Annotated in this window: 18 protein-coding genes and 1 pseudogene; 12 read left to right on the forward strand and 7 right to left on the reverse strand. The window is 66.6% G+C overall.

Translation table 11 applies throughout. The features are described from left to right. Positions 1-358 precede the first annotated feature (358 nt). Positions 359-1,570, reverse strand: coding sequence for a tyrosine--tRNA ligase (gene tyrS / locus FHY19_RS14800; protein ID WP_259166967.1), 1,212 nt, complete (start codon positions 1,568-1,570; stop codon positions 359-361). A gap of 170 nt (positions 1,571-1,740) precedes the next feature. On the opposite strand from tyrS, the gene FHY19_RS14805 reads away from it, so the two are divergent. Together FHY19_RS14805 and FHY19_RS14810 are read left to right on the forward strand one after the other, a co-directional pair. Continuing rightward, positions 1,741-3,159, forward strand: coding sequence for a M23 family metallopeptidase (locus FHY19_RS14805; RefSeq protein ID WP_259166969.1), 1,419 nt, complete (start codon positions 1,741-1,743; stop codon positions 3,157-3,159). 479 nt (positions 3,160-3,638) lie between these two features. After that, positions 3,639-4,772, forward strand: coding sequence for an anhydro-N-acetylmuramic acid kinase (locus tag FHY19_RS14810; protein ID WP_259166971.1), 1,134 nt, complete (start codon positions 3,639-3,641; stop codon positions 4,770-4,772). A gap of 214 nt (positions 4,773-4,986) precedes the next feature. Here the strand turns inward: FHY19_RS14810 and FHY19_RS14815 are convergent, their stop codons facing one another. The 3 genes from FHY19_RS14815 to FHY19_RS14825 form a co-directional block, all read right to left on the reverse strand. Further along, positions 4,987-5,214, reverse strand: coding sequence for a hypothetical protein (locus FHY19_RS14815; RefSeq protein ID WP_047692723.1), 228 nt, complete (start codon positions 5,212-5,214; stop codon positions 4,987-4,989). Between the two features lie 58 nt (positions 5,215-5,272). Continuing rightward, complete coding sequence (locus FHY19_RS14820) at positions 5,273-6,568, reverse strand: MFS transporter (protein ID WP_259166973.1); 1,296 nt, start codon at positions 6,566-6,568, stop codon at positions 5,273-5,275. 241 nt (positions 6,569-6,809) lie between these two features. Continuing rightward, complete coding sequence (locus FHY19_RS14825) at positions 6,810-7,610, reverse strand: exodeoxyribonuclease III (protein ID WP_259166975.1); 801 nt, start codon at positions 7,608-7,610, stop codon at positions 6,810-6,812. A gap of 119 nt (positions 7,611-7,729) precedes the next feature. On the opposite strand from FHY19_RS14825, the gene pyrE reads away from it, so the two are divergent. From pyrE to FHY19_RS14875, 10 genes and pseudogenes are all read left to right on the forward strand, one after another. Then, positions 7,730-8,389 (forward strand): orotate phosphoribosyltransferase, encoded by a 660-nt coding sequence (gene pyrE, locus FHY19_RS14830; protein WP_259157008.1) that lies wholly within the window; start codon positions 7,730-7,732, stop codon positions 8,387-8,389. A 22-nt stretch (positions 8,390-8,411) separates the two neighbouring features. Then, positions 8,412-9,077 carry a hypothetical protein gene (locus FHY19_RS14835; RefSeq protein WP_259157009.1) on the forward strand — a complete coding sequence of 222 codons (666 nt, stop codon included), beginning with the start codon at positions 8,412-8,414 and terminating at the stop codon, positions 9,075-9,077. 114 nt (positions 9,078-9,191) lie between these two features. Next, positions 9,192-9,989, forward strand: a complete 798-nt coding sequence (locus FHY19_RS14840) for an AAA family ATPase (protein WP_064507740.1) — start codon at positions 9,192-9,194, stop codon at positions 9,987-9,989. Further along, positions 9,989-10,918: a ParB/RepB/Spo0J family partition protein gene (locus FHY19_RS14845; RefSeq protein ID WP_259166977.1), complete on the forward strand. Its 930-nt coding sequence runs from the start codon at positions 9,989-9,991 to the stop codon at positions 10,916-10,918. Before FHY19_RS14840 ends, FHY19_RS14845 begins: the two co-directional genes overlap by 1 nt. 26 nt (positions 10,919-10,944) lie before the next feature. Continuing rightward, positions 10,945-11,232: pseudogene (locus tag FHY19_RS14850) on the forward strand (helix-hairpin-helix domain-containing protein); the annotation flags it as partial. Positions 11,233-11,356: 124 nt separating this feature from the next. Beyond that, positions 11,357-11,500: a hypothetical protein gene (locus FHY19_RS14855; protein ID WP_259166978.1), complete on the forward strand. Its 144-nt coding sequence runs from the start codon at positions 11,357-11,359 to the stop codon at positions 11,498-11,500. A 19-nt stretch (positions 11,501-11,519) separates the two neighbouring features. Continuing rightward, positions 11,520-12,485 carry an SDR family NAD(P)-dependent oxidoreductase gene (locus tag FHY19_RS14860; protein ID WP_259166979.1) on the forward strand — a complete coding sequence of 322 codons (966 nt, stop codon included), beginning with the start codon at positions 11,520-11,522 and terminating at the stop codon, positions 12,483-12,485. A gap of 245 nt (positions 12,486-12,730) precedes the next feature. After that, positions 12,731-13,453, forward strand: coding sequence for a glycosyltransferase family 2 protein (locus FHY19_RS14865; RefSeq protein ID WP_259157013.1), 723 nt, complete (start codon positions 12,731-12,733; stop codon positions 13,451-13,453). Beyond that, on the forward strand, positions 13,453-13,794 hold the full coding sequence (locus FHY19_RS14870; RefSeq protein ID WP_005995568.1) for a lipid-A-disaccharide synthase N-terminal domain-containing protein: 342 nt from the start codon (positions 13,453-13,455) through the stop codon (positions 13,792-13,794). The genes FHY19_RS14865 and FHY19_RS14870 overlap by 1 nt, the downstream gene beginning before the upstream one ends. 220 nt (positions 13,795-14,014) lie before the next feature. Then, positions 14,015-14,593 carry a hypothetical protein gene (locus FHY19_RS14875; RefSeq protein ID WP_259166980.1) on the forward strand — a complete coding sequence of 193 codons (579 nt, stop codon included), beginning with the start codon at positions 14,015-14,017 and terminating at the stop codon, positions 14,591-14,593. Positions 14,594-14,676: 83 nt separating this feature from the next. Here the strand turns inward: FHY19_RS14875 and FHY19_RS14880 are convergent, their stop codons facing one another. Genes FHY19_RS14880 through coaBC form a run of 3 tightly spaced genes read right to left on the reverse strand, consistent with a single transcriptional unit; the run spans position 14,677 to position 18,761 of the window. After that, a complete protein-coding gene (locus tag FHY19_RS14880) occupies positions 14,677-17,022 on the reverse strand; it encodes a phosphomannomutase/phosphoglucomutase (RefSeq protein ID WP_259166981.1) in 2,346 nt (781 codons plus the stop codon). Positions 17,023-17,037: 15 nt separating this feature from the next. Beyond that, positions 17,038-17,505 (reverse strand): dUTP diphosphatase, encoded by a 468-nt coding sequence (gene dut / locus FHY19_RS14885; protein ID WP_228323229.1) that lies wholly within the window; start codon positions 17,503-17,505, stop codon positions 17,038-17,040. Then, positions 17,502-18,761 (reverse strand): bifunctional phosphopantothenoylcysteine decarboxylase/phosphopantothenate--cysteine ligase CoaBC, encoded by a 1,260-nt coding sequence (gene coaBC, locus FHY19_RS14890; RefSeq protein ID WP_259166982.1) that lies wholly within the window; start codon positions 18,759-18,761, stop codon positions 17,502-17,504. Before coaBC ends, dut begins: the two co-directional genes overlap by 4 nt. Positions 18,762-18,770 lie beyond the last annotated feature (9 nt).

Below are 18,770 nucleotides of genomic sequence, written 5' to 3' on the forward strand. Positions count from 1 at the left end.
AGAGGAAGTTGCCGCCGCTGCACCTCAATCCGCCGTAGCGTCTTTCCGTGTAGCGAGCCGCCCATCATAGCCGGCTTTTTCGTTTCGTCAACACCCTAAGTTCAGGGAATTTCCGAACCCTTTCGCTGTGGTTCCGCGTTTGCGGAGTCCGTTGCGTCGGGGGAGGCGAACTATATGCCTGCAAAAGGATTTTGGGAAGCTTTTTGTGAAAAAAATTTCACGGCATTGCCAAATGCTTGCGCCGGCACTCGTTTGATCTCGCTGGACATGCATGCAGACCGATCCGGCCGCTGCTGCACTCTATATAGAGCGCCACAACAGCGACACGACGTTGCGGCTATGCAGCACAGCCGAAGGCTCAACCAGTGATCAACGATACGCGGGCGAAATTGCGTTTGCCGACCTGGATGACTGCCTCGAATCCTGGAGCGAACACACGACCGGCATCCTCGATGACCTCTCCGTCGATCTTGACTGCACGCTCCTTGAGCTTGCGATTGGCCTCCGAATTGCTCGGCGTGAGTCCGGTAGCCGTCAGCAAACTGGCAATCCGCAGTCCCTCCGCGGGGACCACGACCTCCTGCAGCGGCAACAGGCTAGTGTCGCCCTGCCCTGTCACCACGGCGTGCCAGCCGGCGATGGCCTGCTCCGCAGTGGCGGCATCGTGGAAGCGTGCGGTGAGTTCACGCGCCAGGCGTAATTTGACATCGCGCGGGTGCAACTCACCGGAGGCGACCTGTTCTTTCAGGCGTGCGGCCTCGGCAACACCGATGTCGAAGGACAACAGATCGATCCAGCGCCAGGTCAGCTCGTCACCGATCTTCATGGTCTTGGTGACGATGTCGATGGCCGGCTCGTTGATGCCGATGTAGTTGCCCAGCGACTTGGACATCTTGGCCACCCCATCCAGGCCTTCCAGCAGCGGCATGGTCAGCACGACCTGCGGGGCCTGGCCGTAGTGCTCCTGCAGGCCGCGCCCCATCAGCAGGTTGAACTTCTGATCGGTGCCACCCAGTTCGACGTCCGCCTTCAAGGCGACCGAGTCGTAGCCCTGGACCAGCGGATACAGGAATTCGTGGATAGCGATCGGCTGCTGGCCGGCAAAGCGCTTGGCGAAATCGTCGCGTTCGAGCATGCGCGCCACCGTGTGCTGCGCGGACAGCTTGATCATGTCCGCTGCGCTCATCTGGCCGAACCACTCGGAGTTGAAACGTACCTCGGTGCGTTCGCGATCCAGGATCTTGAAGACCTGCTCTTCATAGGTGCGCGCGTTGGCCAGCACATCGTCGCGACTGAGCGGCTTGCGGGTGGCGTTCTTGCCGCTCGGATCACCGATCATGCCGGTGAAGTCGCCGATCAGGAAGACCACCTGGTGGCCCAGCTGCTGGAATTGCCGCATCTTGTTGAGCAGCACGGTATGGCCCAGATGCAGATCCGGCGCAGTGGGGTCGAAGCCGGCCTTTACCCGCAGCGGCACTCCTGATTTCAGTCGGGCCTCGAGCTGATCGGGCTTGAGGATCTCGTCGGCGCCACGGCCGATGAGTGCGAGGGATTCTTCAATAGTGGCCAACCACGGACTCCAGCGGCGTTTGCCGTCAACAACGTGAATGATGTTAAACGCGGGTTAATTCCGCGCCAAGTGAAAATAATGAACAGGCTCAATGGTTTGACGCGCTGTTACAGGCTGTCTATGGTACCGGCGATTGGGCTCGCACTTCGAGCCAGCGAGGAAATCCAACGATGCAGAACTCAGAGCAGGGCCGTGCACGCAAGCGGCGCTTCCAAGAACGCCTCCACGTCCTCCACGACACTGCACTGCATCGCAAGCTCAAGCAGCACCTTCCGGCCGCGTTCAACGACCGTTGGACGCGCCGTCACTGGATCCACGCCAGCCTGTTCGCGACCATCGGTGCGATGGTCGCGACGATCGTGCCAGGCTTTTCCAACGCCATCGACACCCCGCTCTCCAGCCATTCCACGCTGGCGTTGCCATTGCCGCCACTGGTGCCCAGCCGCAAGCAGTTGGCGCCGAGCACGGAATGGGAAATCCTGCAGGTCAAGTCGGGGCAGACGCTGAGCACGTTGTTCGGGGAGTTGGGAATTCCGACCGCGGTGATGTATCAGGTGCTGGCGCATCCTGGCACCAAGGAGGCGTTGACCAGGCTGCGTCCGGGGACCGAGATTGCGTTCGACATGCCGACGCCGGGTGAGTTGCGGGCACTGCGCTTCGATCGTGACGACAGTCATCGGGTGGAATTGCGCCTGTTGGGCGACAGCGTGCGCGAGAAGGTGACCGAGCGCGCGACCACCACACGCACCGTGGTGGCCAGCGGTGAAATCAGCAGCTCGCTGTACGCATCGGCCGGCAAGTCGGGGCTGTCGCCGGCCGCGGTGGCAATCATGACCGACGAGATCTTCAAGTACGACATCGACTTCGACAAGGATCTGCAGCCGGGCGACCGTTTCAGCGTGGTGATGGACGAGACCTGGCGCGAGGGCGAGCGGATCAACACCGGCGACATCCTGGCGGCGACCTTCACCACCGGCGGGAAGACCTATACCGGCTTCCGCTTCGAGCGCGCCGGCAAGCCGGCCGAGTACTACGACATCACCGGACGGCCGTTGAAGAAGAGCTTCATCCGCATGCCGGTGGCCTATAGCCGCATCAGCTCCACCTTCGGTGCACGCAAGCATCCGGTTCTTGGCACGATGCGCATGCACAAAGGTGTGGATTACGCGGCCGCATCGGGCACGCCGATCATGGCGGCCGGCGATGCGCGGGTGGTGTTCGTCGGCACCCAGCGCGGCTATGGCAATGTGGTGATCCTGGATCACGGCAAGAACTACAGCACGCTGTATGGGCACATGTCGCGCTTCGGCAAGATCAAGGCCGGGCAGCGCATCAATCAGGGCACGGTGATCGGCTATGTCGGCATGACCGGCCTGGCGACCGGCCCGCATCTGCACTACGAATTCCGCGTCGCCGGGCAGCAGCGCAACCCGATGTCGGTGACGATGCCGCCGCCGGAACCGTTGCAGGGCGCCGAACTGGCCGCCTTCCGCGCGCAGACCGCACCGGCGATGGCGCGCATCGAAGGCATGGAAAAGATGATCTATGCCGATGCCGGCAAGACTGCCAAGGGCAAGCCGCACGGTTGAGGGCTCCGGCGAGCCCTAACCGGTGCGATCGCACTGGTCCGCGCACCGTCGCGCCAGGCGAATGCAGCTGGACAAGTTGACTTGAGACTGCGCGTCGCTCTTGGCAGTGACCGCATTCGGTACGAATGTCCGCACCCATCCGCCTGTCAGCAAACTGTCGCATCGGCGCGAAGCGGTAAACACGTAGGCGACGCCTTTAGAGCGGCCGGCACACCCGCTATGCAGCGACCAGGTAGACGCTGCCGGTGCTCGCTGCGGCCCGTATCACTGGTTTGCGAGTTCCCAGCGCGCCGTCCGCGTATCTGACGAGTACTCGCGACGCTTTGTTGGCTGCTCCCAGATGGTCGCGCGGATTCCTGGTTACTGGCGGCCTTCGTTCGGTCAGGGGCGCCGTCCTTTCGGCCGGACCCATCGGCAGCCAGTTGACGGCCTCGCCCAGGCTGCACAAGCTGCACGATCGCTGCGCATCTGGCCCTGGCATGACCGTTCTGGAACACGAAAACTCCCCGCTCTATCTGGGCCTGATGTCGGGCACCAGCGCCGATGGCATCGATGCCGCGCTGGTACGTTTTGCCGATGACAGCCACCGACGCTGCGAACTGGTTGCAGGCATGACGGTGCCGTGGGCGCCGCAGCTGCGCGAGACGCTGGTTGCGCTGGGCCAGGGCGCCGAGACCATCGCCATCGATGCGCTGGGCCGGCTGGATGCGCAGGTGGGTCTGGCCTTTGCGGCTGCGGCCAATCAACTGATCGATGCCAGTGGCATTGCGCGACAGCGCATCCGCGCGATCGGCTCGCATGGGCAGACCATCCGCCACCGGCCGAACGGGGATCCGGCCTTTACCTGGCAGATCGGCGATGCCAGCCGGATCGCCGAGCACACCGGCCTGACCACGGTGGCCGATTTCCGCCGCCGCGATGTCGCTGCCGGTGGACAGGGCGCGCCGCTGATGCCGGCCTTTCATCTGGCGATGCTGGGGGCCGGCGATGAAGACCGCGCGGTGCTCAACCTGGGCGGCATCGGCAACCTGACGCTGATCCCGCGCGACGGCAGGGTACTGGGCTTCGATACCGGGCCGGCCAACGCGCTGCTGGACAGCTGGTGCCAGCAGCATCACGGCACCGCGTTCGATGCCGACGGTGCGTTTGCGGCCAGCGGCCAGGTGGATGCGCGCCTGCTGCAGGCGTTGCTGGCCGACCCATGGTTTGCGCTGGCGCCGCCTAAGAGCACCGGGCGCGAGCAGTTCCACCTGGCCTGGGTGATGCAGGCGATGGGCGATGCGCGCCTGCGCCCGGCCGATGTGCAGGCGACCTTGCTGGAACTCACCGCAGCCACCGTGGCCGACGCCTTGCTGCGGCTGCAACCGCAGACCCGCCGCGTGCTGGTGTGCGGCGGCGGCGTGCGCAATCCAGTGCTGATGACTCGCCTGGCGGCGCGGCTGCCGGGAGTGGTGGTGGAATCCAGCGCGCGGCATGGGCTGGATCCGGATTATCTGGAAGCGATGGGGTTTGCCTGGCTGGCGGCCGAACTCCTGGCCGGGCGCCCGGCGAACCTGCCGTCGGTCACCGGCGCGGCGGGGCCGCGGTTGCTGGGGGCGATCCATCCGGCATGAGGGTCCTCCCAGGCCATTGCCAGCAGCCGGCGCAAGAGGATTAGGCGGTTGGGGCGAACGTGCGCTGGGGCCGGCTGCCGTCCGGGCATGGAACGGACTTGCCTGCCGCCGATTTTCTGGCCCCGCTAGCAAGGGCCGGAAGCGCTTCACCACTGCATGTGTTGCGAATCGGCCCTTCCAACTCTGCCTGATAGCCGCCGCAGCTCGCCTGTCGCTAGGGATTATTCCCGGCCGGCAACGCCTTGAGTGCGGCAATCGCTTCGGCCAGGGCATCGACTTCCGGATGCTGCAGGCCGCCGGTGACTTCGTATTCGCTGGCGAACAGGCCCTGTTCGAGCAGATGCATGACGGTCTGGTGCTGGGTCCAGCCGCGTGCGACGGAAATGCGGCGGATGCGGTCCACCAGCAGCGGATCGATGTCACGCAACACCAGATCGGTCATGCCCTTCCTCGTGCGATGCAGTGCCCCGTCGGCATCATCGACAACCTTGAAGGCGGTTTCAATCCGGTTGCCTGTCGTGTGCCAGCAGGCGCGGCCAGAGCCAGGCGAGCAGGGCCAGCGTGGGAACCACGGTCAGGGCACTGAGGATGAAGAAGGTGCTGTAGGAGGTGGCCTCGACCAGGAATCCGGACACACCGCCGGCGAATTTACCCGGCAAATTGGCCAGCGACACCAGCAGGGCGTACTGAGTGGCGGTGAAATTGCGATTTGTCAGCGATGACATGAAGGCCACCAGCACGGTACCGGCGAACCCCTGGAACAGATTGTCGGCACTGAGTGCGGCGTAGAACGCCCACAATTTGCCAGGGTTCTGCGCCATCAGCAAAAACGCCAGGTTGGACAGCGCCACGCCCAGGGCGGCCACAAGCAGCATGCGACGGAAACCGAACGCCGCCACCGCCGCACCGCCGGCGAACGCGCCGACGATGCCCATCCATACACCGAACAGCTTGGACACGGTGGCGATGTCGGCCTTGGTGTAGCCAGAATCCAGATAGAACGGCCCGGCCATCACGCCGATCACCTGATCCGGGAACTTGAACAGGCCGACAAATGCCAGCAGGACGATGCCCAGCACCAGTCCATTGCTGGAGAAGAAACTGGAAATGGGCTGCCAGAATGCGCCGGCCACGTCGATGCGACGCACCACCGTGACCAGCGGCCGGTCCGGCTCGCGGCATACCAGGGTGGTGATGATCGGCAGCAGCATCAGCGCCGACATGGCCAGGTACGCCGAGGTCCAGTTGAGGTATTCGGCCAGGTACAGCGCCCCGGCGCCACCGAGGATCAGGCCGACCCGATAGCCCAGGGTGTAGGTCGCCGCCAAGGCCGCCTGCGCCGTGTCCGGGGCAATTTCGATGCGGTAGGCATCCACCACCGAATCCTGCGTGGCGCCCCAGAACGAGGCGAACAGCACCCAGGCGACCAGGCCGGTGACACTCATGTCCGGGCGCGAAAACGCCAGTGCGAACAGGCCGGCGGTGACGCCGAGTTGCGAGACCAGCAGCCAGGAACGCCGGCGGCCCAGAAACGCGCTGATCGGGAACGCATAGCGGTCGATCAGCGGCGCCCACAGGAACTTGAGCAGATAGAAGAAGCTGGCCAGGCTGATCAGGCCGATGCTGCCCAGGTCCAGCCCGACATCACGCAACCGTGTGGACAGCGTTTGCGAGGCGATCAGCAAGAACGGCAGGCCGCTGCCGAAACCCAGCAATGCCATGGTCGCCGCCGATGGCGTGGCGAATGCTTGCCGGATGCCGCGCAGGCCTTTGTACTTGGGTGCGGGCTTGCTCATGCGTGCGGCCGGTGGGATCGGATGCTGGTCGGTGCAGTGCGGGCAGTGTTACCGACCGCGGCGCGGGCCGGGCTGACGCAAACGCACAATCGGCTCCCTGAAGGATCTGCAGCCCTCGCGCTGCGGCGGGCTATCGCCCGCATGCACGTGATGCCTGACTGCGCCACGCCACTGGACGCGCGCCAATTCTGAGTAGCGACACTCCCGCCCCGTCTCGCGCCGACCCACTGCGCGGCCTCACTCACAGCGCGTAATCCACAACATACGGTGCATGGTCGGAGAAGCGCTGCTCGCGATAGATCGCGCAGGCCTGCAGTGCGTCGCGCAGGCTGGGGGTGACCAGTTGGTAGTCGATGCGCCAACCGACATTGTTGGCACGCGCGGCGCCGCGGTTGCTCCACCAGGTGTAGTCCTCGCCCTGCGGATGCAGGACGCGGTAGCTGTCGACCCAGCCACGGCCATCGGCAGCGCTGGCGTCGCTTGCCGCGTCGGCGCACAGGCCATTGAGCCAATCGCGCTCGGGCGGCAGGCAGCCGGAATTCTTCTGGTTGGATTTCCAGTTCTTGATGTCCAGCGCCGAGCGCACGATGTTCCAGTCGCCGCACAGCACGTACTGCCGCCCGCTGGCCAGCCATTCGTCCAGGATCGGCCGCAGCCATTCCATCACCTGGAACTTGTAGCCCTGGCGCAGCTCGCCGGAGGAGCCGGACGGGATATAGAAGGACACCACGCTGAGGTTTCCAAAACGCGCTTCGATGTAGCGGCCTTCTTCGTCGAACTCCGGCCAGCCCAGCGCGGTGCGCACTTCGTCGGGCGCCTGCTTGGCATAGATCGCCACGCCGCTATAGCCCTTCTTGGTGCTGGCGTCGCGAAACCAGGCCTTGTAGCCGGCAGGCAGGAACTCCGGGCCGGCCAGCTGATGTTCCTGCGCCTTGGTCTCCTGGATGCACAACACGTCCGCGTTCTGGGTGGCGAACCAATCGAAGAAGCCTTTGCTGGCGGCCGAGCGCAGGCCGTTGGCGTTGAAACTGATGATGCGCATAGGCCGGGAATGGGGAGTCGGGAATGGGGAATCGTAAAGCCTACCCCAGGCGCAGCCGGAAGGCTGCCAGCGCACGATGCGTTTACCATTCCCGATTCCCCATTCCCCATTCCCGTCCAATGACCGATCACCGCACCCGCTTCCTGCAGCTGGCCCTGGGCGCCGATGCCCTACGCTTTGGCGAGTTCACGCTCAAGTCCGGGCGGCTCAGCCCGTACTTCTTCAACGCCGGGCGCTTCGATTCCGGGGCCAAGACCGCGCAGCTGGCGCAGTGCTATGCCGATGCGATCGATGCGGCCGGGGTGGACTTCGACCTGCTGTTCGGCCCGGCCTACAAGGGCATCCCGCTGGCGACGGCGCTGGCCTGTGCCTATGCCGGGCGCGGGCGCGATCTGCCGCTGGCGTTCAACCGCAAGGAGGCCAAGGACCATGGCGAGGGCGGCAGCCTGATCGGTGCGCCGCTGGCCGGGCGCAAGGTCCTGATCGTCGATGACGTGATCACCGCCGGCACCGCGATCCGCGAGGCGCTGGGCATCATCCGTGGCGCCGGCGGCATCCCGTCCGGGATCGTGGTGGCGCTGGACCGGCAGGAGATCGCCTCCGAGCAGGACCGCCGCTCGGCGGCGCAGGCAGTGGCGGCCGAGGCCGGCATTGCGGTGATCGCGGTGGCCAACCTCGCCGACCTGCTTGCTTTTGCGGCAGGAAACGCCGACCTTGTCGACTACCGGGAACCGCTGCTGGCCTATCGTGGCCGCTACGGCACCGACACCACAGGCTGACGGCAGGCGACAGGGGGCTGCGATGATGCCGAGACACCAACGTTTGGCGTTACTCGCCGCCGTGACGGCCGCTGTCATGGCGGTGCCGGTCGGTGCGCAGGACAAGCCTGCCGCCAAGAAGTTGTATTGCTGGAACCAGAACGGCGCCCGGGTGTGCAGCGACACGCTGCCACCGGAAGCGGTGAACCAGGCGCGCGACGAGTTCAACGTCAAAAGCGGCATGCGCAGCGCCGAGGTGCAACGCGCGATGAGCAGCGACGAGCGTGCTGCGGCAGCGGCCAATGAACAACAACGCCAGGCCGATCTGGCCGCCGAGCAGATGCGCAAGCGCACCGACCAGGCCATGTTGATGTCGTATCAAAGCGAGGACGACCTGCGCCGGGTGTTCAACGAGCGCATTGCCATCGTGGACAACAACATCCACACCGCGCGCTTCAATGTGACCAGCCTGCGCGAAGGCCTGGCCAGCATGTTGCGCGCCGCCGGCGACCGCGAGCTGGCCGGCCAGGCCGTGGCCGACAAGCTGGCCGGCGACATCCAGCAACGCCATCGCGAACTGATGGCGCAGTTGCGACTACAGACCAGCTTCGAACAACAGCGCACCGCGCTGGACGGCGAAATCGCCGATATCCTGCAGCGCTACCGGGCCATGAAGGAACCGCCCGGCGCTGCCTCGCCCGCGGGCTGAACCGCACGGCGTCATTCCCGCTTGTCCGATGCCCCGCCGCTGGCGGCATTTCCCGATCCGACGCCCTGCCCGCATAATGGCCGGTCTTACTCCTTGCCCACGAGGCTCTCCCGCATGGCCCGGATCATCGCCATTGCCAACCAGAAGGGCGGCGTCGGCAAGACCACGACGGCAGTCAATCTGGCGGCCGGCCTGGCGCGCGCGCCCAAGCGTGTGTTGCTGGTGGATCTGGACTCGCAGGGCAACGCCACCATGGGCAGCGGCATCGACAAGCGCGATGTGGCCGCCTCCACCTGCGATCTGCTGCTGGGCGAGAACAGCGCTGCCGAGATCCGGGTGACCGCGCCGGAAGGCTTCGACCTGCTGCCAGGCAACATCGACCTGACCGCGGCCGAGATCCAGTTGATGGACCAGGGCGAGCGCGAGCAGCGGCTCAAGCGCGCGCTGGCGCCGATCCGCGACGAGTACGACTTCATCCTGATCGACTGCCCGCCGGCGTTGTCGTTGCTGACGCTCAATGCCTTGACCGCGGCCGATTCGATCATCGTGCCGATGCAGTGCGAGTACTACGCGCTGGAAGGGCTGACCGCGCTGCTGGAAACCATCGAGGCGTTGCGCGCCAACCTCAACCCGGCGCTGGAAATCGAAGGCGTGCTGCGCACGATGTTCGATATCCGCAACAACCTGGCCAACGCGGTGTCGGCGGAGCTGACCGAGCATTTCGGCGACAAGGTGTTCCGCACCATCGTGCCGCGCAACGTGCGCCTGGCCGAAGCGCCCAGCCATGGCCAGAGCATCGTCGGTTACGACCGCACCTCGCGCGGTGGCGTGGCCTACCTGGGGCTGGCCGGCGAAATCGTGCGCCGCCAGAACGACCGCAACAAGGCCGTCCGGCCCGTGGAGACCGTCTGATGAGCAAGCCGCCCCTGGCAAAGAAACGCGGCCTGGGCCGTGGCCTGGAAGCGCTGTTGGGACCGAAGGGCGCAGCAGCGGCAGCGGCACCTGAGGCAAGCAGCGAGGACGCGCTGCAGCCGGGCGATACCCTGCGCCAGTTGCCGGTGGACCAATTGCAGCCGGGCAAGTATCAACCGCGCCGCGAGATGGACGAGGTCAAGCTGGCCGAGCTGGCGGAGTCGATCAAGGCGCAGGGCGTGATTCAGCCGATCGTGGCGCGTGCGCTGGCGCCGGGGCAGTTCGAGATCGTGGCCGGCGAACGCCGCTGGCGCGCCTCGCAGCTGGCCGGGCTGAGCGAGGTGCCGGTGGTGGTGCGCGAGCTGGACGACCGCACCGTCATCGCGATGGCGCTGATCGAGAACATCCAGCGCGAAGACCTCAACCCGCTGGAAGAAGCGCAGGCGCTGCAGCGGCTGATCGACGAATTTTCGCTGACCCATGCCGAGGCCGCCGAAGCGGTGGGCCGCTCGCGTGCGTCGGTGTCCAACCTGCTGCGGCTGCTGGAATTGCCGGTGGCGATCCGCGTGCTGCTGGAAACCCGCCGCCTGGAAATGGGCCATGCGCGCGCGCTGCTCACCCTGGCGCCGGAGCTGGCCAGCAAGCTGGCGCAGGAAGCGGCCGACCAGGGTTGGTCGGTGCGCGAGGTCGAACACCGCGCGCAGCAGTTCGCCGCCGGCAAGGTGCCGGGCTCGCTGCGCAAGGGCAAGCCGGTGACCGCTGCCCCGCAGGCCGATATCGCCTCGCTGCAGACCGAGCTGTCCGAATCGCTGGGCACCAAGGTGGTGTTCAACCATGGCCGCGGCGGCAAGGGCAAGCTGGTGATCCATTACACCGACCTGGATACCCTGGAAGGCGTGCTGGAACGCTTGCGCACCCGCAAGGGGTGAATGCGGCCAGCGCAGGAGGATCAGCGATGCATCCCGCCAAAGTGGACCGCGCGCATCTGCTGCGCCTGACCGACCTGCCCAACGTCGGGCCGGCCTGCGAAAAGGACCTGCAGCGGATCGGCATCCGCATGCCGGCGCAACTGCAGGGCCGCGATGCCTACGACATGTACGCACAGCTCTGCCTGCGCACTGGCGTCACCCATGACCCGTGCGTGATCGATGTCTTCCTGTCGCTGGTGCGCTTCATGCAAGGCGAGCCGGCCCGCAACTGGTGGGACTTCAGCGCCGAGCGCAAGGCAACGCTGGCAGCCGAGCGCGCAGGGCCGCCTGCAACCACACCGCAGCCGGGGCGCCGTGTCGCCAATCCCGGCGCCGGCAGCGACGGCAAACGCCGCCCATGAGCCACGCCGACGATACGATGTCTTCGGAGCACTGGCGTTGAAGCTGAGCCAGGGCAGCGATGGGCTGCTGGATCGCTTCGATGCCGGCAACATTCGAGACGACATCGACCTGCGCCGCCGCAACGTGGCGAAAAAGCGCGCTTCGGGGTGTTCCGAGCGTTGCTTGCCCGCCTCCCTTTGATGTTTTCAGGATCATTGCCATGACCATCCTCGTCACCGGCGCCGCCGGTTTCATCGGCGCCTACACCTGCCGCGCACTGGCTGCGCGTGGCGAGACCGTGGTGGGCCTGGACAACTACAACAGCTACTACGACCCGCAGCTCAAGCGCGACCGGGTGGCGGCGTTGTGCCCGCAGCTCGACATCCGCACGCTGGACCTGACCGACCGCGATGGCCTGGCGGCGCTGTTCGAACAGATCCAGCCTACCCGCGTGGTGCATCTGGCCGCGCAGGCCGGGGTGCGTTATTCGCTGGAAAACCCCTCTGCCTATGTCGACAGCAACCTGGTCGGCTTCGTCAACATGCTCGAGCTGTGCCGACACCGCGGCGTGCAGCACCTGGTGTATGCGTCCAGCAGCTCGGTCTACGGCGATTCGGCCACCTCGCCGTTTTCCGAGGACCAGCGGGTGGACCAGCCGCGTTCGTTGTACGCGGCCACCAAGGCGGCCAACGAATTGATGGGCTACACCTATGCGCAGCTGTACGGCCTGCGCGCCACCGGGCTGCGCTTTTTCACCGTGTACGGCCCGTGGGGCCGGCCGGACATGGCGCCGCTGATCTTCAGCCGTGCGGTGCTGGCCGGTCGCCCGATCGAGGTGTTCAACCACGGCAGGATGCAGCGCGACTTCACCTTCGTAGCCGACATCGTGGCCGGCGTGCTGGGCGCGCTGGACACGCCCAGCGATGAGGCGATCCCGCACCGGGTGTTCAATCTGGGCAACCACACCCCGGTGGAGCTGGAATATTTCATCGACGTGATCGCCCAGGCCGCCGGCCGCCCGGCCGAAAAGGTCTACCGGCCGATGCAACCGGGCGACATGATCCGCACCATGGCCGATACGCAGCGCGCGCAGGCCGCGTTCGGCTTCGATCCGGCCACCCCGGTGGAGCGCGGCCTGCCACAGGTGGTGGACTGGTGCCGCAGCTATTTCGGCGAGCGCGCCTGAGCCTTGCAGCCGCGTGGCCGACAGGCTGCGCGGGGGGCGTGCACTGCATGTCGCCCGGATTCGGGGCAGCTGATGCGGACACGCGCCGGCCGGTGACCGCCGCCGATCGGCTGCTCCATCCGCTACAGGCCGTTTTACGATCGCTCCACTGCACATAACGCGCGTCGGCTTCATGCCTGGCTCAGACGCTCAGGGCACAATGCGCGATCTTTTTCGCACAGCCATCATCGGGCCAGCACGAATCCATGAGCCAACCTCAGCTTTCCGTCGTCGTCCCGGTGTTCAACGAGCGCGATAACGTCGCCGCGCTGGTCGGCGAAATCGTCGCCGCCTTGCGTGGCCTGGTGGCCTTCGAGATCGTATACGTCGACGACCATTCGCGCGACGACACCCTGGCGGTGCTGCAAGGCCTCAAGGCCACTACGCCGGAACTGCGGGTACTGCACCACGTCACCCAGAGCGGGCAGAGCACGGCGGTGCGCAGCGGGGTCAAGGCCGCACGCGCCAGCTGGATCGCCACGCTCGATGGCGATGGTCAGAACGATCCGGCCGACATCCCCAAGTTGCTGATCGCGCGCAGCCAGGCCGACGCGCAGGTCAAGTTGTTCGCCGGCTGGCGGGTCAACCGGCAGGATTCCGGGTCCAAGCGCTGGGCCAGCAAATGGGCCAACGCGATCCGCTCGCGCATGCTGCAGGACAACACGCCCGACACCGGTTGCGGCATCAAGCTGTTCGAGCGCGAGGCGTTTCTGGACCTGCCCTATTTCGACCACATGCACCGCTACCTGCCGGCCCTGATGCAGCGCGCCGGTTGGCGCACGGTGAGTGTGCCGGTCAACCACCGCCATCGCACCGCCGGCGTCTCCAAGTACAACAATCTCAATCGCGCGTTGGTGGGCATCCGCGACCTGCGCGGGGTGGCGTGGCTGATCACCCGCAGCAAGCGCACCGCGGTGGAGGAACGTTGATGGAAACGAGCCTGCTGGATCAGCAACTGACCTGGCTGTACTGGACCGGCATCCATGTCACCGGCTGGAAGTTGATCGGCTATGTGGGTGCGCTGATGTTCGGGGGGCGCTGGCTGGTGCAGTTCGTCGCCTCCAAGCGCGCCGGCAAGCCGGTGATCCCGCGGTTGTTCTGGTACATGAGCGTGGTCGGCAGCCTGATGACGCTGAGCTACTTCGTGTTCTCGGCCAAGCAGGATTCGGTGGGCGTGCTGCAGAACCTGTTCCCGGCGTTTACCGCGTTCTACAGCCTGTATCTGGATGTGAAGCATCGCGGCTGGAAGCGGGACCGGGCGGAGCATTGAGGGGCGGGGATTTGGGGTTCGGGGTTCGGGAAGCATCAGGCTTTTGAGGTATTGCCGCTGATTCGATGCGTGGTGCTGTTGCGTGACTGGACAGCTGACAGCGGCCGCAGCGGTGCCCAAGGCGATGCATTTGTCCGGACATGGCGATGCGCGCTTGACTGACCTGAGACCGCGCCAGCGGCCGATGTCGCCGCACTGAGGCCGCAGGCACGCTGTCGTCATGCCCAGCGCCCTGCTCCATCGCCCGTTCGCCGTCTCCACGCCTGCCACACCGCATTGGCACCTGCGGCTGCACACGCATCAGCACGTGCCGTTGTTTGCCGACTGGCGCTGCGCGCGTGCGGCGGCCGCCATCCTGGCGATGCCACGCACCTGGCCGGGTGCGCAGGTGCTGTGTTGGGTGCTGTTGCCAGAGATGTGGTGCGCCTTGCTGCAGGCGCCTGACGAAGCCACCGTGCTGCGGACGGCGACTACCGCGCGGCAGGTCGCTGGCGAGGCGATCAATCGGGCGCGCGGGCGCGGAGGCACCGTCTGGCAGCCGGCCCTGGACGCGAGCGCGCTGGCATCGCACATCGATTGCCGGCAGTTCGCCCGCCGCCTGATCGCATTGCCGCTACGTACAGGCCTGGCGGAGCGGATCGGCGCATACCCGTACTGGGACGCGGTGTGGTTATTGCCCGACGCGCCCGGCGCGGCGCGGCAACCTGCGCCGCTTGCTGGCGCGCGCCTGACACGCATGGCCGGCACGGCAAATGACAGTGCCCGCTCGCTCGGTCGCGAACAGCAGGCACCCGGTTGATGCGTAACGTTTGGCCACTTACTTGGCAACACCGCTGATGTGAGCGCGGCCCACGTGGGCGCGCGCTCACCAGCGTGCGTGGCTCAGAACGCCAGCGGGTGGTCGGGCAGCAGCATCTGCAGCTGGCTGCGGAACAGCGCGCGGATGCGCTCCAGCGCGGCGTCGGTGTCGGCCTCGAAACGCAGCACCAGGATCGGCGTGGTGTTGGACGCACGCACCAGGCCCCAGCCATCGACAAAATCCGCACGCAGGCCGTCGATCGTCGACAAGCGCGCCGATTCGAACGGCGACTCGTCCCCGGCCTGGGCGCGCTCGACAAAGCGCGCCACCAGCGCATGTGCATCGCCCTCCACCGGCACCTTGATCTCCGGCGTGGACACGCTTTCCGGCAAGGCATCCAGCACCTCGGACGGGGTTTCCTCGCGTTGGGCCAGGATTTCCAGCAAGCGCGCAGCGGCGTAAATGCCGTCGTCGAAGCCGTACCAGCGTTCCTTGAAGAAGAAATGCCCGCTCATCTCGCCGGCCAGTTCGGCATCGGTTTCGCGCATCTTGGATTTGATCAGCGAGTGTCCGGTCTTCCACATCAGCGGGCTGCCGCCGTTGCGCAGCACGTAGTCCGACAGCTTGCCGGTGCATTTGACGTCGTAGATGACCAATGCGCCCGGATTGCGCTGCAGCACGTCGGCGGCAAACAGCATCAGCAGGCGGTCCGGGAACACGACGCTGCCTTCCTTGGTCACCACGCCCAGGCGGTCGGCATCGCCGTCGAAGGCCACGCCGATGTCGGCATCGAAACGCTGCACCATCTTGACCAGATCGTCGAGATTGTGCGGCTCGCTCGGGTCGGGGTGATGATTGGGGAAGGTACCGTCGATATCGCAATAAAGCGGCACGACCTCGGCGCCGATCGCCTCCAGCAGACGCGGCGCGATCTCGCCGGCCACGCCGTTGCCGGCGTCCACCACCACCTTGATCGGGCGGTCCAGCTGCACGTCGTCGGCGATGCGCTGGATGTAGGCATCGCTGATGTCGCGCTGTTCAAGCTCGCCCGGCGTGGCGGCGGTATGCAGGCGGCCTTCGTTGATGCGCTGATGCAGCTCGGCGATCGCGGTGCCGGACAGCGTCTCGCCGCCGATCACGATCTTGAAGCCGTTGTAGTCCGGCGGGTTGTGGCTGCCGGTCACCGCCACGCAGCTGCCGGCGCGCAGTTCGTAGGCGCCGAAATACACCACTGGCGTCGGCGCCAGTCCAATGTCGGTCACGTGGCAGCCCGCACGCCGCAGGCCTTCGATCAAACCGTTGCTGAGCTCAGGCCCGGACAGACGCCCGTCGCGCCCCACTACCACATCGCGCAGCCCCTGCGCCTGCATCACGCTGCCGATGGCCTGGCCGATCAATGCGGCAACGCCGGGGTTGAGGTCTTTGCCGACCACGCCGCGGATGTCGTAAGCACGGAACATCTCGGTGGCGATCTGCACCACCGGGACCACCGGTGGCGACGCAGGCGCTGTCGGCTCATCCAGCGCGCGCGCTTCGTTGGCAAGGCTGGCGTCGTGCTGCAGGCTTTGGCTGAAGGTCGGCTCGTCGGTGGCCGCGTCGCCGGCAACGCGCCGGCGCGGCAACGCCACCCGGCCGCGGCTGGCGAACACCAGCAACACCGCGATGATGGCCAGCAAGCCGGCCACGATGGCGCACCCAAGCGCCCCCAGACCCAGCGGGCCGCTGTCGCTCTGCGGGACTGCAGCGGCCACCCGCAGGCCACTGCTGCCGAGCGGTTTTGCCAGTGTTTCGGCGGCATCGGCCAAGCCCGCATCGCCCTGCTGGGCCACGTTGTAGCTGCCCTGGCGCAACGCCAGATAGGCGCTGCCCGGCACCGCGATCGCATCCAGGGGGCCGGTCAGGCGCAGCAGCGGCAGCCGTGCATAGGCCACCGCAGGCTGCGCGCCCAGGCGCACCGCAGCGGCCACACCCAGCCGCACCTGTTTGGCATCGCGCACCACGTGCACCTGCGCACGTTCGGCCACCAGCGCCGATTCGAGCAGGCTCAGCCGCGCGTAGCCGAAATCCTTGGGATTGGCGTAGGCGGCGGCCAGATCGCCGGGCAGTACCTGCACGTCCTCGGCGCCCTTGAAGCGCTCGCGGATCGCCGAGGCGGCCGCCAGCGCGTCGCCGCTGGCCAATGCACTGGCGACCGGCGGCTGCTTGAGCACGGCGTCGAGTTGGCTCGCCTGCGCAGCCATCGCCTTGCCGACGTCCTGCACGGCACGGTCGCGCGCCTGTTCCAGGTCCTGGGAGATCGCATCCTCACGCCACTGCGCGTAGCTGTTCCAGCCGAACCAGGCGGCCAGCAGCAACAACACGCCCCCCAACACCGGACCACTCGTACGCACGCTCGACATCCCCTGCCTGCGCTCGTTCGCCTTGCTCATCGTCAAGCTCCCCCGTCAGCGCACGCCGGTGTGGCCGAATCCACCCGCTCCCCGCGCGCTGTCCACGAAAGTATCCACCACTTGCAAGCCTACGCGCACGATCGGAAGGATCACCAATTGCGCAATCCGGTCGCCCGGCTCGATGGTGAAGGCCTCTCGACCGCGATTCCAGGTGCTGATCAGCAGCGGCCCCTGGTAGTCGGCATCGATCAGTCCGGTTCCGTTGCCGAGCACGATGCCGTGGCGGTGGCCAAGCCCGGAGCGCGGCAGGATCACCGCGCATACCTGCGGGTCGGCCAGATGGATCGCGATGCCGCTGGGAATCAACGCCGCGTCGCCCGGTTCCAGCGTCATCGGCGCTTCCAGTGCCGCGCGCAGGTCCATGCCGGCACTGGCCTCGGTGGCATAGGCCGGTAGCGGCCACAGATCGCCAAAGCGCGGGTCGAGCAACTTCACCTGCAAGGAGTGGGTCGGGTGGCTCATGCCTGCAATCTCTCCGCGATCAGGGCCAGCAGTCGGTCGGCCAGTTCGGTCTTGCTGCTAGTGGGGAATGCGCGCTCGCCGCCCTGCCAATAGGCGGTGGCGGCATTGTTGTCGCTTTCGAAGCCGCCACCGGCGATCCCTACCTGGTTGGCGATGATCAGGTCCAGCCGCTTGGCCGCCAGCTTGCCACGCGCGTAGTGCTCCACGTCGTGCGTTTCGGCGGCAAAACCGACCACCAGCTTGAGTGCGCCGGTCTGCGCGGCGACCTCGGACAGAATGTCCGGGGTGCGTACCAGCTCCAGGGTCAGCGTTTCTCCGGTCTTCTTGATCTTCTGTGCGACCACCCGCTTGGGCGTGTAGTCGGCGACCGCCGCAGCGCCAATGTAGATGTCGGCCGGGAACGCGCCCAGCACCGCATCACGCATCTGCGCAGCCGAGCGCACATCGATGCGCTGCACGCCCACCGGCGTGGTCTGGTGCACCGGCCCGCTGACCAGCACCACCTCCGCGCCCTGGCGCGCGGCGGCGGCGGCCAGCGCATAGCCCATCTTGCCGCTGCTGCGGTTGCCGACGTAGCGCACCGGGTCCAGGTCTTCGAAGGTCGGGCCGGCGCTGATGACGATGCGCAGGCCATCCAGTTCGGCGCTGCTGGGCACGAAGGCCGGCGCAGCAGTGGGTGGAGACGCATCGGCGGCGGCGGTGCCGACCAGCGCCGCAATGATCGCCGCCGGCTCGGCCAGGCGGCCGGGTCCGGATTCGCCTTCCGCAAGCGGGCCGTCGTCGGGGCCGATCACCGCCACTCCACGCGCGCGCAGGGTCGCCATGTTGGCCTGGGTGGCTGGATGCAGCCACATGCGGTGGTTCATGGCCGGGGCCACGGTCAGCGGCGCGGTCGTGGCCAGGCACAGCGTGCTGACCAGGTCGTCGGCCAGCCCGTGCGCCAGGCGCGCGAGCAGATCGGCGGTGGCCGGCGCCACGATCACCCGGTCGGCCCAGCGGGCCAGTTCGATATGCCCCATCGCCTGCTCGGCGGCGCTATCCCACAGCGTGGTGCGGGTCGGTTGCCCGGACAGCGCCTGGAAGCTCAGCGGGGTAACGAACTGTTGCGCACCGCCGGTCATGGCGACCTGCACCTGTGCGCCGGCGTCGCGCAGGCGACGTACCAGTTCGAGCGATTTGTAAGCGGCAATGCCTCCGCCGACGCACAGCAGCAAACGCTGTCCGTCCAGGGGGCGGGCCTGAGTGGAGCCGATCACGTCGGAGTC

Origin of the sequence: Xanthomonas sp. 4461, assembly GCF_024806475.1 — a bacterium.
In the GTDB taxonomy this organism is placed as follows: domain Bacteria; phylum Pseudomonadota; class Gammaproteobacteria; order Xanthomonadales; family Xanthomonadaceae; genus Xanthomonas; species Xanthomonas arboricola_F.

What these genes read in the sequence shown, in the direction of transcription:
- FHY19_RS14805 (WP_259166969.1), top strand. Translation starts at nt 1,741, where the DNA reads ATGCAGAACTCAGAGCAGGGCCGTGCACGCAAGCGGCGCTTCCAAGAA.
- FHY19_RS14810 (WP_259166971.1), top strand. Translation starts at nt 3,639, where the DNA reads ATGACCGTTCTGGAACACGAAAACTCCCCGCTCTATCTGGGCCTGATG.
- FHY19_RS14815 (WP_047692723.1), bottom strand. Translation starts at nt 5,214, where the DNA reads ATGACCGATCTGGTGTTGCGTGACATCGATCCGCTGCTGGTGGACCGC.
- FHY19_RS14820 (WP_259166973.1), bottom strand. Translation starts at nt 6,568, where the DNA reads ATGAGCAAGCCCGCACCCAAGTACAAAGGCCTGCGCGGCATCCGGCAA.
- FHY19_RS14825 (WP_259166975.1), bottom strand. Translation starts at nt 7,610, where the DNA reads ATGCGCATCATCAGTTTCAACGCCAACGGCCTGCGCTCGGCCGCCAGC.
- pyrE (WP_259157008.1), top strand. Translation starts at nt 7,730, where the DNA reads ATGACCGATCACCGCACCCGCTTCCTGCAGCTGGCCCTGGGCGCCGAT.
- FHY19_RS14835 (WP_259157009.1), top strand. Translation starts at nt 8,412, where the DNA reads ATGATGCCGAGACACCAACGTTTGGCGTTACTCGCCGCCGTGACGGCC.
- FHY19_RS14840 (WP_064507740.1), top strand. Translation starts at nt 9,192, where the DNA reads ATGGCCCGGATCATCGCCATTGCCAACCAGAAGGGCGGCGTCGGCAAG.
- FHY19_RS14845 (WP_259166977.1), top strand. Translation starts at nt 9,989, where the DNA reads ATGAGCAAGCCGCCCCTGGCAAAGAAACGCGGCCTGGGCCGTGGCCTG.
- FHY19_RS14860 (WP_259166979.1), top strand. Translation starts at nt 11,520, where the DNA reads ATGACCATCCTCGTCACCGGCGCCGCCGGTTTCATCGGCGCCTACACC.
- FHY19_RS14865 (WP_259157013.1), top strand. Translation starts at nt 12,731, where the DNA reads ATGAGCCAACCTCAGCTTTCCGTCGTCGTCCCGGTGTTCAACGAGCGC.
- FHY19_RS14870 (WP_005995568.1), top strand. Translation starts at nt 13,453, where the DNA reads ATGGAAACGAGCCTGCTGGATCAGCAACTGACCTGGCTGTACTGGACC.
- FHY19_RS14875 (WP_259166980.1), top strand. Translation starts at nt 14,015, where the DNA reads ATGCCCAGCGCCCTGCTCCATCGCCCGTTCGCCGTCTCCACGCCTGCC.
- FHY19_RS14880 (WP_259166981.1), bottom strand. Translation starts at nt 17,022, where the DNA reads ATGAGCAAGGCGAACGAGCGCAGGCAGGGGATGTCGAGCGTGCGTACG.
- dut (WP_228323229.1), bottom strand. Translation starts at nt 17,505, where the DNA reads ATGAGCCACCCGACCCACTCCTTGCAGGTGAAGTTGCTCGACCCGCGC.